10 protein-coding genes are annotated in these 14781 nt (G+C 64.9%); 5 read left to right on the top strand and 5 right to left on the bottom strand.

Annotated elements, in window-relative coordinates:
* Positions 1–77: 77 nt before the first annotated feature.
* Positions 78–2630, bottom strand: a complete 2553-nt coding sequence (gene topA / locus AB1L88_RS05365; RefSeq protein WP_367095596.1) for a type I DNA topoisomerase — start codon at positions 2628–2630, stop codon at positions 78–80.
* A gap of 517 nt (positions 2631–3147) precedes the next feature.
* On the opposite strand from topA, the gene AB1L88_RS05360 reads away from it, so the two are divergent.
* A complete protein-coding gene (locus AB1L88_RS05360) occupies positions 3148–5346 on the top strand; it encodes a hypothetical protein (RefSeq protein WP_367095595.1) in 2199 nt (732 codons plus the stop codon).
* 85 nt (positions 5347–5431) lie between these two features.
* On the opposite strand, the gene AB1L88_RS05355 is transcribed toward AB1L88_RS05360, so the two are convergent.
* Positions 5432–8209, bottom strand: a complete 2778-nt coding sequence (locus AB1L88_RS05355) for a glycosyl hydrolase (RefSeq protein ID WP_367095594.1) — start codon at positions 8207–8209, stop codon at positions 5432–5434.
* A 274-nt stretch (positions 8210–8483) separates the two neighbouring features.
* Between AB1L88_RS05355 and AB1L88_RS05350 the strand changes: the two genes are divergently transcribed.
* Positions 8484–9398, top strand: coding sequence for a TIM barrel protein (locus AB1L88_RS05350; protein ID WP_367095593.1), 915 nt, complete (start codon positions 8484–8486; stop codon positions 9396–9398).
* A gap of 36 nt (positions 9399–9434) precedes the next feature.
* On the opposite strand, the gene csrA is transcribed toward AB1L88_RS05350, so the two are convergent.
* A complete protein-coding gene (gene csrA, locus AB1L88_RS05345) occupies positions 9435–9623 on the bottom strand; it encodes a carbon storage regulator CsrA (RefSeq protein WP_367095592.1) in 189 nt (62 codons plus the stop codon).
* Between the two features lie 255 nt (positions 9624–9878).
* Positions 9879–10607, bottom strand: a complete 729-nt coding sequence (locus AB1L88_RS05340) for a metallophosphoesterase (protein ID WP_367095591.1) — start codon at positions 10605–10607, stop codon at positions 9879–9881.
* Positions 10608–10808: 201 nt separating this feature from the next.
* On the opposite strand from AB1L88_RS05340, the gene AB1L88_RS05335 reads away from it, so the two are divergent.
* On the top strand, positions 10809–11534 hold the full coding sequence (locus AB1L88_RS05335) for a DUF2071 domain-containing protein (protein ID WP_367095590.1): 726 nt from the start codon (positions 10809–10811) through the stop codon (positions 11532–11534).
* Here AB1L88_RS05335 and AB1L88_RS05330 read toward each other — a convergent pair.
* Positions 11495–12130 (bottom strand): MBL fold metallo-hydrolase, encoded by a 636-nt coding sequence (locus tag AB1L88_RS05330; RefSeq protein WP_367095631.1) that lies wholly within the window; start codon positions 12128–12130, stop codon positions 11495–11497. The genes AB1L88_RS05335 and AB1L88_RS05330 overlap by 40 nt on opposite strands.
* A gap of 726 nt (positions 12131–12856) precedes the next feature.
* On the opposite strand from AB1L88_RS05330, the gene AB1L88_RS05325 reads away from it, so the two are divergent.
* Together AB1L88_RS05325 and rimI are read left to right on the top strand one after the other, a co-directional pair.
* Positions 12857–13630, top strand: a complete 774-nt coding sequence (locus tag AB1L88_RS05325; RefSeq protein ID WP_367095589.1) for a DUF1571 domain-containing protein — start codon at positions 12857–12859, stop codon at positions 13628–13630.
* A 319-nt stretch (positions 13631–13949) separates the two neighbouring features.
* Positions 13950–14489: a ribosomal protein S18-alanine N-acetyltransferase gene (gene rimI, locus AB1L88_RS05320; protein ID WP_367095588.1), complete on the top strand. Its 540-nt coding sequence runs from the start codon at positions 13950–13952 to the stop codon at positions 14487–14489.
* The last annotated feature ends 292 nt before the right edge of the window (positions 14490–14781 follow it).

The following is a 14781-nucleotide window of genomic DNA, read 5'->3' as shown; positions in this document are numbered from 1 at the left end:
GCTCGCCGCCCCTGCTTCGGCGATGAAGAAGGGGCGACCGAGCATCGGCCTCAATCCGGCGGTGATCGGCGGGGCGATCAGGATTTGGACTTGCCGCGAGTGGTGGTCTTGCGACGGCCCCCGCCGCTCGATTTCCGGCTGGCGGCTTCCTGGAGCAACGGGATGGCCTCGTCGAGGGTGATCTCGTCCGGCTTGCGGTCCTTCGGGATCGTGGCGTTGATCTTCCCGTGCTTGACGTACGGCCCGTAACGACCTTCGAAGACGGCGACCTGCTGGCTGTCTTCCGGGTGCTCGCCGAGGACCTTGATCGGCTCGGCGCCTCGCTTCTTCGGGGCCTCGGCGATCAGCTTGACGGCGCGGTCGAGGTCGATCGTCAGCACGTCGTCCTCGGGGCGGAGGGTCGTGTACTTCCCCTCGTGGAGGACGTAAGGCCCGTAGAGGCCGCTGCCGGCCTTGACGACCTTGTTCGTCTCCGGGTGCTTGCCCAGGTTTCGGGGGAGGGAGAGGAGCCCGGCCGCCCGCTCGATCGTGACCGATTCCGGGTCCATCCCCTTGGGGACGGAGACGCGCTTGGGCTTCTTCCCCTCGCCGAGCTGGACGTAGAAGCCATAGGGGCCCTTGCGGAGGGTGATCGCCTGCCCCTCGGCATCCTCGCCGAGCGTTTTCGGCTCGACGGGGGTGGAACCGGCCGCCTCGCCGTCGGCGGAGCCGTCCCCCTTGTCCTTGTCCTTGGTCAGCTCGCGGGTGAAGCGGCATTCGGGATAATTCGAGCAGCCGACGAACGCCCCGTACTTGCCGACCTTGAGCGAGAGCTGTCCGGTGCCGCAGGAGGGGCACTTCCGGCGTTCCTCCAGGTCCCCTTCGCCGGGGAAGAGGAGCGTGGCGAGGGCCTCGTTGAGCTCGGAGATGACGTTGGTGATCTCCAGCCCCTTGGCCTTCTCGACGTTCGAGGCGAAATGGTCCCAAAAGGCTCGGAGGACCTCCTTCCAGTCGATCTGGCCGTCGGAGACGCGGTCGAGTTCGTTCTCGAGGTTCGCGGTGAAGTCGTACTCGACGTACCGCTGGAAGAAGTGCGTGAGGAAGGCGGTGACGACCCGGCCGCGCGGTTCCGGGAAGAAGCGCTTGCTCTCGAGCTTGACGTAGTCTCGGTCCTGCAGGATCGAGATGATGCTGGCATAGGTCGAGGGCCGGCCGATGCCGAGTTCCTCCATCCGCTTGACCAGGCTGGCTTCCGTGAAGCGTGGAGGTGGCTCGGTGAAGTGCTGGGCCGGCAGGATGTCGGAAAGGTCGACCGCTTCGCCTTCGCTCAGGGGGGGCAAGGCGCCGCTCTCCTCGTCGTCTTCCGAGGCGTCGTCGCGGCCCTCGCGATAGAGGCGAAGGAAGCCGTCGAACTTCATGGTCGTGCCGACGGCCCGCAGGGTGGCCGAGCGGTCGGTCGCGTCGATCTCGGCGACGACCTGGTCGAAGATGGCGGTGGCCATCTGGCTGGCCATCGTCCGCTTCCAGATGAGGTCGTAGAGCTTGGCCTCGTCGGCCTCGACGTCCTTGGAGACGCTCGCGGGCAGGAGCGAGAGATCGGTCGGCCGGATCGCCTCGTGGGCCTCCTGGGCGTTGGCGGCCTTGCTCTTGTAGACGCGGGCGGAGTCGGGGACGTATTCCTTGCCGAATTGCCCCTCGATCTGCGACCGGATGGCCCTGAGGGCTTCCGGGGCGATCTCGACGCCGTCGGTCCGCATGTAGGTGATGCGGCCGGATTCGTAGAGCCGCTGGGCGACCTGCATGGTGCGCTTGGCACCGAAGCCGAGCTTGCGGGAGGCTTCCTGCTGGAGCGTCGAGGTGGTGAACGGCGGGTTCGGGTTGCGGCGGACCTGTTTCCGTTCGACCGACCGGACCGCATAGTCCTTGCCCGTCAGACCTGCGACGACCCGATCGGCTTCCGCCTGATTGGGGATGTCGAACTTGTCGAGCTTTCTGCCCTCGAAGTGGGTCAGGCGGGCGAGGAATCGTGATCGGGTCTCATCCTGCTTGAGGAACGCTCCGCGGACATCCCAGTATTCCTGACTGATGAACCGCTCGATCTCGTCTTCGCGGTCGCAGATCAAGCGGAGCGCGACCGACTGGACGCGCCCGGCCGATTTACTCCCCGGGAGTTTCCTCCAGAGCACGGGGGAGAGGGAGAAGCCGACCAGGAAGTCGAGGGCCCGGCGGGCCTGCTGGGCGTTGACGAGCGCCATGTCGAGGTCGCGAGGGTGGGCCATCGCGTCGAGGACCGCGTCCCTGGTGATCGAGTTGAACACGACCCGGCGCACCTGGAGGCCCTTGCGCAGGGCCCGTTTCTGGCGGAGCATCTCCAGGACGTGCCAGGAGATGGCCTCGCCCTCGCGGTCGGGGTCGGTGGCCAGGATCAGGGCATCGGCCTGCTTGACGGCATCGACGATCGCCTTGACGGCCTTGGTCGAGCTGGGCTGGATCTCGTAATCCATCGAGAAATCCTCGTCGGGCCGGACCGAGCCGTCCTTGGGAGGGAGGTCTCGAATGTGGCCGAACGAGGCGAGCACCTGATACTCGTCGCCCAGGTATTTGTTGATCGTCCGGCACTTTGCAGGCGATTCGACGATGACGACATTCATACGCGGCGATCAACCCCAGGGGGCCCCCGACCCTGGCGGGCCGGGAGACGATTTCGAAGCGGTTCGGTGATGGCAACACTCGCGGAGCGCGGGCCGATCAGACCCGTTGCGAACGCCTGCGGACGCTCGCGAAGGATCCGAGCCGGTCAGGAGACCGAGAGGCCCGATACCCGGTCGACGGGATCATCGGCGCAACCTGCCGCACTCCGCAACCGTAGGACAAAGGAGGCGTCGGGGAAGTTCCTCGCGACGAAAGCGGATTGCGGGCGGTTCAACCCGCGGGAGTGCCGTTCCGTCGTGGTGGTCATCCCTGGTACACTACGTCCTTTCGGGCACGATTGATCGACCCGCATCGCCATTCTGACTTAGCGAGCATCGTCGCGGCTGTCAAGAGGTGATGGACAAGAGGTCAGCAGGGCGGAGTGGGCCGACGCGACCCCGACGTCGTCGTCGAAGATCGCCGCACCCGATCAGGGTTTGGTGGCCCGAATTGCCGAGTGTCATCGAGGACAACGTCATGCCGTTTCAGGTCTTCCGTCGACATCAACGAAAAATGCTGGCGGCGTTGGCCATCCTGGCCATGTTCGCCTTCGTGCTGGCCGATTCCCTCCCTCGCCTGTTCAACGACTATGCCCGGCCGACGACCGTCGACCGCATCGTGGTCGAGATGGGAGGTCGAGCGGTCCGGACGAGCGATCTGGAGCAACTCCGGCTCGAGCGCATTCGGGCCAATTACGTGCTCTCTCAACTCGCGCTCCGGCTGGGTGGGGTGCCCTTGGTCCCCTATTTCAACCCGCCCCCGTTCGGAGCGACCGATGACGCCGCGATGGTCGATGCGATGCTCCTGGAACGCAAGGCCGACGCGATGGGGATCCCCCGGACCCCCGACCTGGCCCGCAACTGGATTTTCGAGCAGGCGCGGATGCAGCACGAGCTTTATCGGAATCTCCAGCCGACCTTGCCGGCGTTCGACCCGGTCGACCTGGCCGAACAACTCCAGCTCATCTTCAACCAGGCATTCGGACGGGAGATGACCGAGACGGACTTCCTGTCCGAGGTCTCGGATCAGGTGCGGATCCTGCAGACGCTCGAGCTGCTCGCCCAGTCGATGGACACGCCGCTCGATGCGTTCGATGTGTACCGCAACCAGTTGGTCGAGGTCGAGTCCCGCTATGTCTCGTTCCCGGTCGGTGATTTCCTGGACGAGGTCGAATCACCGGATGATCAGACGCTCCGCAACTTCTTCGACGAGCACAAGGATCGGCTGGCCGACCCGACCACCGGGAGGATCGGCTTCAAGGTCCCTCGTCGCGTGAAGGTGGAGTACCTCACGCTCGGGCTCAACGCCATTGACCTGCTCCGAGAACAGATCCGGGGCGAGCCGCTGGAGCAGGATATCCGGGCCGAGGAAGGGTTCGAGGAGGACGTCCTCGAACAATATCGAGCCGAAGTTCAGGAACGGGAGGCCGCCCGATTCGCCCAGTCCCTCCCGGTGAATCCGTTCACCGATCCGGAAGGGGAGGAGGGTGTTGAGCTGTCGTACCCGGCCGAGTACGAGCGGCAGTATGTCGCCCAGATTCTCGATCAGCGCATCCAGGAGCGCCTGGGTGAGCGACTTGAAGATCTGTTCGAGCAGGTCAAGGAGTCGATGAACGTCTTCGGCAATTCGATCTCGAACGACTTCGATGCGATCCAGACCGGACTCGAACCGGAGGTCGACCGGGAATCGCTGCCGAACCTCGAGGACCTGTTCCGAGAGACCGAGGCCGCTCAGCCCCTGATCGAGGCGCTCGGGACCGCTGCCGAGAGCGAGGAGGCGATCGGTTTCGTGCGGATCGGCCTGACCCGGCCGCTGGCCGACCCGGACACCTTCCAGCAATTGCTCGATCCCCAGGGGATTCCCGAGTCCTGGAAGGATTATCTCGCCCTGGCCCGCCTGGATTGGGCCGATGCCTCGTACCGCTTGCTCCGGAATGTCCAGCATCTGACCCGGACCGTCGAGGGGCTCGAGCGGCCAGACACCGCGACCCCCACCGAATTCGGGGCCTTCGCCGATGTGATGTTCGACGAGAACAGCCCCCTGTTCGACCCTCGGGAGTTCACCGATCCGGAAGGGCGGCGTTACCTCGCCTGGAAAACGCTCGATTTTCCCGAGACCGACCGCACGTTCGAGCAAATGCCCGAGGGGCTGGTCGAGGCGCTCTGGCGTCGGGTCGAAGCCCGATCGCTTGCGACGGAGGCGGCCGAAGCGCTGGCCGATCGCGTCCGAGAAGAGACGGAAGAGGGGGGAATCCCCTCGGACACGCTCGACCGGATCGCGGCGGAGGAGGGCCTGGTGACGCGGTCCACCGGCCCTCGACGGCGAGTTGAGCAGGACAACGCATTCGCTCCGATCGATCCGGGCCCTGATTTCCGCGACGCCCTGTTTGGGCTGGGAGACTCTGGGGCGGATGGCGTGGCCGTCGCGCCGGATCGACAGGAAGACGCCATCTACGTGCTGGCCTTTTACGGTCGGGCCGATAGTAGTGGCGGGCGAGACGTCCTTGCGTCGACCGGGATCGACTTCCAGAACGTGATGTCCAATCTCCAGTTCTTCTTGCGGTCCGATGTCGAACGGACCGCCGAGCAACAGCGAGTCGCGTCGGTGATCGACTTCCTCCGCAAGGAAGCTGGGATCGACCCGAACTGGAACCCGGACACCCCCGATCGGGGCTGACGGGCGGCCTCTGTCCGTTGACCGGAGGGCGGTCTGGCTGCCGAGCATCGCCTCGTCGCTGAGGCGGTCGGGAGCGATCGAGCAGTCAGACCGCCGAGATCCAATCACCGCCGTCATCGCCCCAGGCCCATTCGGCGTCGACCTCGCCTGGGGGCAGCAGGATCGACCATGAAAGTCGTCCCGTCGCCAGGTCGAGCGGAGGAGGGGGGATCGAGGGTCGAGCGGACCACGGCCCGAGCGTGCCCAGGCCGGGGCACGACAGGTCGACATCGAGCCGGATCGCGTGTTCCAGACGACCCGAGAGCAGGAGCCGGTGCGCCCTGCCTCCCACGGGACGCTCGTACCGGAATCCGAGGCGGCCGCACGGGAGGCTTCGCGTGATGCCGATTCGGGGCCAGCTCGGGGGAAGGATCGGCCTCAAGGAGAGGCGACGGTCGATGGCGTCGTAGTCGAGCTCCACGAGATCCAGGATGGTGTCGATGAGCATGGTGTGCAGCCCCCAGACCCCCTGGAAGTAGCGGGCGAGGCTGCTGGAAAACGGGTTCGAGCGCGGGCCGGGCCGCAGGCTCAAGCCCAGTGGCCCGAGCCGAGCGATCATCCGATCGAGGAATTCGACGGCCTGGGCACAATGCCTGGCTTCCCCCGTCTCCCGGGCCAGTCGGATGAGATAGCGGGCCATCCAGAGGGTTGCCAGGGACGAAGGGGTCTCTCGCTGGGAATCACCGGGGGCGAGTGAGGTTTCATCGAGCCGGATCGGGTCGGGTGCCCAACGAGTCAGGCCGCCGGGGTCGGCCCGGTTGACGTTGTGCACGAGCATTGCCCCGGCTGTTCGCCGGAGTCGGGGGTCGGAGGCGGCCAGCAGATCGAGCGGGATGGCCAGGCCAAGCACCCCGATGTCGAGCGCCGCTGAGCGTTCCACACAGGAGCCGGGCTGGTTCGACCAGAACCCGAGGCGGGTCGAGATGCGCCGACCCTCCAGGAATCGGCCGCTTTTGGGGTCGACCAGGCCGGGATGGTCGCGCTCGTCTCCTTCGCCGAGGATCCCCACGTTCCAGATCCGATCGGCGCGATCCGCCCACTGTTCGACCAACGCTTCGGCCGTGGGCGGATCGAGCAGGCGGGCCAATCGGACGGCGGCCTGGAGCCCGGCCACCACGCAAGCGTTGCTCGAGAGGTAGGCGCCGAAGCGGGTTTCCCAGAGGCCGGCCGAGCTGAACAGGGAGAGGTCCTCGCACCACCTCAGGCCCGGGTGCCCATCACCATGGAGGCAGACATTGGCCATGCGCTCGACCAATGGCCAGTGCTTCCGCCCGAATTCGAGATCTCCGGTCCGACGAACGTGGCGTTCCAACGCCCAGGAAACCAGCGCCGTCTGATCGATCGCGGGGGTTTCCCACTCGGGGAGTCCGTCGAGCGTATATTTCATGAACCAGGCTCGATTGACCTGGGTGCGACCTCGGACTCTGCCGAGCCACTCGAAGAAGTGCTCGGTAACCTCGGGCATCCCGAGGCGGTCCATCGCGGTGGTGGCCCAGAGGGCGTCTCGGGGCCAGCAGTATGCGTTGATTCCCCGGTCGAAACCGGCGGCGATCGAGCCGTGTTCTCTGTCGCAATGCAGGAGAGCGGCGAGGGCCGATCGTCTCAGGACTTCGGCATGCCCCGGCCGAGAGGACTCGACGACCGGCAAGGACTGGACGACCCCGACCCACTCCGCGGCGGCGGAGTCTTCGACCTTGTCCAGATCGACCGAGCGGAACCAATCCAACGCGGGGCGGAGCCAGTGTTCGAAGGTGCCTTGATCTCCCCGCCACCCGGTGAAGGCGCCGCTGATGAGAACGTCGACGCAGACCTCTCGGCCGGGGGGGAGCTCCAGATTCCGGAAGACGATCGCCTCGCTCGGGCCTGTCGGTTCGCAATCGACGGGGCCTCGGTCATCGAGCCCGATGGCGAATTCGACCGTGGCGTCTCGGGCGAGCTTGCGGTTCGCGTGGCTGTGCCCTCGGTTGGCGGCGAGCAGGCAGCGGCCCGAGTCCTGCCAGCTGAGGCTCGGCTCGCCGATGCCCCCATTGACTTCGGCATGAACATACAGGCCGAACATGGCGCAAAGCGGCTCGGCACTTTCGTTGAAGATTCGGAAGCGCTTGATGTACTGGCCCCTGGATTCGAGGCCCCCGCCGGTCCGGGGGAAGTCTGGGCCCATCGCGGCGAAATCGACCGCGACGACCCGGACCGGTCCGCGACGCCATCGAAACTCGGTTTCGAGGAGATTCGTCTCGGGGCGGTAGTGCTGCGAGGCGTCCCAACTCATCCGCTCGGCGAACCAATCGAGCCGGGAACCCAGGGCGAGGCCGCCGACGATCGTCCGGAAATGGGAACGGCTGTTCGATAAATCGCCTTCGGCCGGCCGGACGTTCGAGTGCAATCCGACGGTGGGGAAGAACAGGTCGAAGGTGGCCGCCCGTTCGTCGACGCGGGCGGTCAGGTGGCGATTGCCGATCAGTCCGATCGTGAGCGGTTCGGACGATTCGGTGCGATCGGGGAGATTCGGGCGGACCTGGAACTCTCTCCAGGGACCCTCGGCGGGAGATTCTCCTCCTCGGATCGCGATCGGCCGGTAGCGCAGCCGCGACCCGATCCGTTGGGGAGGGACGGGCGCATGCCAGAGGCTATTCACCCCCCGGTCTTCGAGCCAGTAGGCGGGAAGCAGTCCGAGCGACTCGTCGTCAACGATCAGTTCCAGCCAGCATTGGGTTTCGTCATGGTCGGCCGGGTGCGATCCCAGCACGACCGTGCCCCACATCCCGGCTCGGATCGGACCACCGAGCCGCCCGCTTGCCGCCGCCTCGATCCAGGACGTCAGCATCCTCGCTCTCGCTCCCGCCCACCTCCGCCCAAGCCGGACTCGACCGCGATCGCCACGACGTCAGCCAATCCGACCAAAGTCCCGCCGCATGGATGATGATTGTCCCGCGTCGGAACCCCCCGCGCCAAGAGAGCGGCGATCCAACCTCGACGAAACGAGTTGAACCGATTCCGGTTGGGGAGAAGACGGGACTGGACGGCCGAGGGGAACGCCGAATACCATGCCTCCCCAGGCTCGACGGATCGGGCGTGATGAACCTGCTGAGAGCAACAGCATGTGGCCTTCCCTCAGCCTCCGGATGCTCGGCCTGGGCGGTGACGCTCGATCGGCGATCGAGCTTGCGTCCCGATTCGGCTTCCAGGGTGTCGAGTTGCTGGTCCGGGATCTGGTCGAGCAGCACGACGACGCGTTGATCCTCGGCTCGATGATGAGCGACCTCGGCCTCCGGGCGGGAACGTGGCCCTTGCCCATGGACTGGAGAGGCGATCGGGATCGGTTCCGACGCGATCTCGCGCAATTGCCCGCGTATGCCCGGGTCGCGGAGCAACTGGGCCTGAACCGGACCGGGACCTGGGTTCTCCCGGAGATCCTCGATCCCCTGGTCCTCGATCAGGAACGCCCCGGAGACGCCGCGATGGGATGGCATCTGGAGCGCCTGGTCCCGATCGCGAAGATCGTGAACGATCACGGCCACCGGCTCGGGCTGGAGGCCATCGGGGTTTCCTCCTTCCGATCGGGCCGAGGGCTGCGGTTCATCGATCGGCTCGAAGGACTCCGACCCCTGCTCGCCGCGCTTCGCGACCACGGGTGCGATGTTGGGCTCACGGTCGATGGGTTCCATCTCCACGCCGCGGAGGAATCGCCCGAGATTGTCCGTCATTATGGCGCGGATGAGGTCGTGTCAGTCCATGTCAGTGACATGCACAGCGATGCTTCAAACTGCCTGGCCGAGCTTCGAGACGAGCAGCGCAGACTCCCCTCGCCGGCGGGGAGGGTGCCCTGTCGTCAACTGCTTCGAACGCTCGCGGAACTGGAATATTCGGGTCCGGTCTTCCCCGAGCCAATCGTCGGGGGAGGGGGAGGCAGGATGGGACACGATGTCGCCGTCAATCCCGAGGCAATCGTTGAGGAGGCAGCGTTAGCACTCCAGTCGGTCTGGCCGAGCAAGCAATCGGCCGAGTCCGAATGAGTGAGCGAATACGTTGCCTGGTCCTGACCGTATCGATTAGCGAAGCACGGTCTCTCGGATGCGCGGAGGATTCTGATTCGGGGCGATCTCCTCGCGATAGACCGGGACGTCGCTCGGCGCTTCGATCCCGAGCCGAATCTGATTCCGATCGATTTTGACCACGGTCACGACGATGTTCTCGCCGATGACGATTTTCTCGCCGAGCTTCCTGCTGAGCACCAGCATGACACCCTCTCCCTCGATGCGTGTCTTCAGGGGATTGTCGCCCTTTCCTGGTCGATCACCAGGTGGCAATCGTCCTCGGAACGCAAACACGGTGCCATCGCCCTTCTTGGACAGGGTTTCTGTTGTTAACCTATTTTGGGGAAGGCGTTTAGGGAGAGACCTGTTTTGTCGGTGTCGCGGGTCGGTGACGCTGAGGTGGCAGTTGTTCACCCATTCTCGGATGAACGATCGAAAAATGGGAAGTCGGGATTCCACTCAGTCGGAAGTCCCGGGAGCCAGACTCGGCCGATCGATGCGAAGGGGACGGAAGCCGACCGCGTCCGCGGAGACGCAATGATACCGCACGCCCCTCACGATCCCCTGCACGGCGAACGACCATTGCAATTCGGCGTGGAGGTGGCCATAGACGCAGGCGGTGACTTCCGCGTGTTCGAACCGACTGACCCAGGGGCCGGGTCGTCCGTGCTGATCGAACGGGGGATGATGCCAGAGCACATAGAGCGGCATTCCCGGTTCGCGTCGAGCGGTCGCCTCGTCGAGCATCGCCTCGACCGTGGACATGATTCGCTCGTGCTGCTGTCGTTGAGGGACACTGGCATGATCGAGATCGATGACATCGACGCTTCTCGCCCCGCAGACAACCGCCCCCGATTCGACGATGACGTTCCCATCGACCGCTCGCTGGGAACGTCTGAGGATCCGCTGGAGGTTGTTCAACTTCCCCCACCACCGGTCGTGGTTGCCTGGGGAGAAGATCTTGATGCCGGGTAATCGACCGAGCCAGTCGAGATCGGGTTGGAGATCCCGATGGTTCAAGGCCATCGAGATGTCACCCGGAATGAGGACCAGGTCGCGAGGGGCGATGGCCGCGATCCACTGGTTCCGGATCGATTCGGCATGGTCCTGCCACCGAGCAGCGTACTGATCCCGGCGTTGCGGATTGGCGAACGAGAGGTGCAGATCGCTGATTGCCCACACAGCCACGCGTCTTCTCCGTTTCGATCAACGCTTGCGGATCGCCTGGATGAACCCGAGGATGAGAACCTCGATCGATGGCGTTGGCCATCAGGGCGTCGATGCGATGCCCGACGATCGGGAAGGCGATGTCACGTGTGCGACGATTTCGACTTCGAGGGCGTCATGGATCGAATGGAACCAACGCGTCGTCCCGAAGGTCGGTGCGTCATGCGCCAGCGCTGGTTGGATTTGCTGTTCTTGCACTGGAAAGTCCCCGCCGAGATCGTCGCACAGACGCTCCCTCCAGGGCTGGAGGTGGACACCTTCGAGGGGGACGCGTATCTCGGGTTGGTGCCGTTCACCATGCGAGGGGTCCGGCCGGTGGGATTGCCTGCGGTGCCCTGGCTCTCGAACTTCCACGAAGTCAACGTCCGGACGTACGTGCATGAGAAGGGGAGGAATCCTGGCGTCTGGTTCTTCAGCCTGGACGCGGCGAATCCCGTCGCCGTCTGGCTCGCGCGGTCGACGTTCCATCTGCCCTACAGGTGGGCTCGGATGAGCCTGGACCGCGACCAGGCGGCGGAGGGCGTGATCGATTACGTCTCGGCTCGAAGGGGGCGCGGGGCTTCGGGGGCATGTCGGATCCGATACCGGCCGACCGGCACGCCGGCGTCAGCCGTCCCGGGGACGCTCGCCTTTTTCCTGCTGGAGCGCTACATCCTCTATGCCTTCGCACGAGGGCGGTTGTACAGCGGTCGGGTCCATCATCAGTCCTATCCCGTTCAGGATGCAGAACTGTTGGCCTTGGAGGAGAGCTTGCTCGCCGCTTCCGGGTTCGAGCGGTCGCGCGAGGAGCCGTTGATCCATTACGCGTCGGGAGTCGACGTCGAGGTCTTTCCCCTGCGAACGGTCGATCAATCGAGCCGGTCGAGCTCTGACCGTTCGCCGACGTAGGGGTTTCGAAGGCGCTCGATCCCGATCGTGGTCTCGGGTCCGTGCCCGGGGAGGACTCGGGTCTCGTCGGGGAGATTGAAGAGTTTCGTTCGAATCCCGCTGACCAGCAACCGCCCATCACCCCCGGGGAAATCGAAGCGACCGATCGAACCGGCGAAGAGAACGTCGCCGCCGATGACGATCGGAGGCGATTCGTCGCGGGCCACGAAGACGACAGAGCCGGGACTGTGGCCGGGAATCTCTCGGACTTCGAGGAGGAAGCCCGCAAGATCGAGGGTTTCGCCATCGTCCACGAGCCGGTCCGCAGGTGGGCTGGTCAGTTCGTGGCCGAATGCGGCACTCAGGTTCGCCACGGGGTCGGTGAGCAGATGGGCCTCATTCCGTCCGATGATCAGAGGAGCGTCGGGAAACGCTTCCTTCAACGCACGGTTGCCGGCGATGTGGTCCGAGTGCCCGTGGGTGTTGAGGATCGCAGCCGGTCGGAGCGATCGGCGTCGGAGGGCCTCGAGCAGGTGGGTGGTCCGAAAACCGGGATCGACGACCAGGACGTCCTGCCGACCTGGACGGCCGATGAGGTACGACCACTGGTCGAACATCGGCGAGAGAAACGATTCGACGAATGGGCCTGAGTCCTGGGGGCCGATCGATTCCATGTGGGTGAGATCCTTGAAATGAGAACTGCCGAATCCGGTCGGTGCCCGGGCGACGCGATGATCCTCAGATTGTAACGAGGGCAGGCGCGTTTGAAAAAAGAGGGCCAGCGACGCGGCGGCAGGCCCTCGGCAGATCCGGAAGAACCGGTCCGACATCACCAGGTGGAGATCGAAATTCATGAGGAGAAAGACTTTGGGCTTTCTCGGTCCGAGGTTTGCGTGTTAGATTCCCGTGTTGACTGCGACCTCCTGCTGATGAACCTCCCGCGCGACGTTCAGGTCTGACCTGGTCTGCCAGAACGCGCGTCTCGATGAACTCCCGTGGTCGCCCCAGACCGAAACCGTGTGGGATGCACCCGATTCGAGACAGGCTGGGAGGGCTGCGCGATGCGAGCAGAGGGAACAACCCGAACCGGACGGACCCGAAAACTGATCGCTTGGGTCGTCGTGCTGGGCAGTAGCTCGCTGGTGACCGATGCGAGTGTTGCCAACGCAATCGTCGGGGAAGGGGTGGGGGCGACTCTGGCCGATCCGCCTCCAGTCGTTTCGGGCCCGGGTTCCCAGGTTGGCGGCGCGCCAGCTTCTCCCGTCGATCCCGCGGGCACGGAGTCCGAATCAGGCTCGGGGACGGAGGATGACGGCTCGGACGTGACACCGGAGCCGGTTCCCTTGAGAATCGCCAATGCAAATGCGGTCGACCGGATGCCGCTCGGGTTGAACACCCGGCGATCCGACTTCGACCCTTCCGAGGACCCCATCGGCTATGCCAAGGCGGCGCTCGCCGAGAGCAAACACCGCTTCGCAACCGTCCGAGACTACACCTGCACCTTCATCAAGCGGGAGCGGATTCGAGGCCGGCTCTCCGGCTATGAGGTGATGAGCATGAAGGCTCGGACCAGCCCGCAGAGCGTCTATTTCAAATTCAAGCAGCCGACAGCCGGACGCGAGGCGATCTATGTGCACGGCCGCAATGGCGGCAAGGCGATCGTCCACGATGTCGGGTTCAACAAGTTCCTGGCGGGGACGGTGCATCTCGATCCGATGAGCCGACGAGCGATGAGCGGCAACCGACATCCGATCACGGACGCCGGGATCGGCTTCATGATCGAGACCCTGACCGAGGGTTGGAATCGAGAGATGAGCGCGAGGGACAGCGACGTGACGATCCGGGAAACGGTCCTGGTGAACAAGCGGCCCTCGACCATGATCGTCTGCAGGCACCGGAATCGCCGCCCCGACTTCGTCTTCCACGAAGTCCGGCTCTACATCGATCACGAGCTCGGACTGCCGACGCGGTTCGAGGCCTACGACTGGCCCGCCCGCGAGGGGCAACCGGCACCGTTGCTGGAGGAGTACATCTACTCCGACCTGAAGATCAATGTCGGACTCTCCGATGCGGATTTTGATCCTTCTAATAAGGCATATTCCTTCGGGCGATTCTGAGCGTGAGCCCCTCAGGATCGGCTCCGATCCGGCCGATAAGAGGGTGTGAGAAATGGCCCGGAATCATCCGGGCCATCGATTGGGAGGGAGCGGAGGAAGCGGGGTTGGCAGCCCCGGAAGGCTCCGATAGAATCCGCCCCGCCTTGGCGGAGGATTCCGGCCCATCGCGATTTCGCGGGGCCTTCGGGCCCGGCCAGGGATCACCTCCAACCCATCCTCCGCGGACCGTTCCGCGGATCGGATCCCACTGTCTCCACGTCGGTCCTCGGCAGGATGCTGAGGGCTCGCCGTCTTTAATTTGTCCACGGAGGGAGGCTCGATGAGCACGGTGCCCACCGCCAAGGCCCAGGTCCGCGTGCACATTCGCTGGATGATCCGACGCGATATGCCCGAGGTCCTGGCCATCGAGCATGCGAGTTACGAATTCCCCTGGTGCGAGGAGGAGTTCCTCCGCGTGCTCCGCCAGCGCAACTGCATTGGCATGGTCGCCGAGTGCGGGGAACGGGTCGTCGGATTCATGATCTACGAGCTGCACAAGTCGCGGCTCCAGGTGTTGAATCTGGCGGTCGCTCCCGAGTACCGACGGATGGGGGTCGGCCGGCAGATGGTGGCCAAGCTCGTCGGCAAGCTGTCGAGCCATCGCCGGACGAAGATCCTGCTTCAGACTCGGGAATCGAACCTCCCGGCCCAGCTCTATTTCCGGGCACTCGACTTCAGGGCCGTCGAAGTCGTTCGAGAAGCCTTCGAGGACACGGGCGAAGACGCCTACGTGCTCCAGTACGTCCTGCCCGATTTGCTCCCGACCGAACTGGTCGAGGGGGTCCCCGTGAACCGGATCGCTCGACAGCTCGAAGGCTGACGCGGGTTGTCCCCGATCGGTTCGGGATGTCGCCGAGATGGCCCAATCGCCGCGCCGGAACCCCTCGAGGGTTCCTCTGCGCGGCGTTTTGCGTTTGGGCCGCCCGACTCCGGGGGATGGTCATATCGCTTCGGTGGTCGAACAGGGTGATTACAGCGGCCGGGGAGCGTCACTTATCCCCTCCGGGAACTCTTGCTACACTGAGCTGAGGAATCTCCGGAAGTGCGATGCGATGCGATGCGAGACGGGGGAAGCCATTCACTTCGGTCCAGGCCCGTCGAATCCATCGGAA

The sequence above is a fragment of the Tautonia sp. JC769 genome (assembly GCF_040717455.1).
Classification (GTDB): Bacteria; Planctomycetota; Planctomycetia; order Isosphaerales; family Isosphaeraceae; genus Tautonia.
This window is presented reverse-complemented; position numbering and strand designations above follow the sequence as displayed.

Excerpts from the sequence above, each read along its gene's own strand:
- topA (WP_367095596.1), bottom strand. The coding sequence starts at position 2,630 with ATGAATGTCGTCATCGTCGAATCGCCTGCAAAGTGCCGGACGATCAAC.
- AB1L88_RS05360 (WP_367095595.1), top strand. The coding sequence starts at position 3,148 with ATGCCGTTTCAGGTCTTCCGTCGACATCAACGAAAAATGCTGGCGGCG.
- AB1L88_RS05355 (WP_367095594.1), bottom strand. The coding sequence starts at position 8,209 with ATGCTGACGTCCTGGATCGAGGCGGCGGCAAGCGGGCGGCTCGGTGGT.
- AB1L88_RS05350 (WP_367095593.1), top strand. The coding sequence starts at position 8,484 with ATGTGGCCTTCCCTCAGCCTCCGGATGCTCGGCCTGGGCGGTGACGCT.
- csrA (WP_367095592.1), bottom strand. The coding sequence starts at position 9,623 with ATGCTGGTGCTCAGCAGGAAGCTCGGCGAGAAAATCGTCATCGGCGAG.
- AB1L88_RS05335 (WP_367095590.1), top strand. The coding sequence starts at position 10,809 with ATGCGCCAGCGCTGGTTGGATTTGCTGTTCTTGCACTGGAAAGTCCCC.
- AB1L88_RS05330 (WP_367095631.1), bottom strand. The coding sequence starts at position 12,130 with ATGTTCGACCAGTGGTCGTACCTCATCGGCCGTCCAGGTCGGCAGGAC.
- rimI (WP_367095588.1), top strand. The coding sequence starts at position 13,950 with ATGAGCACGGTGCCCACCGCCAAGGCCCAGGTCCGCGTGCACATTCGC.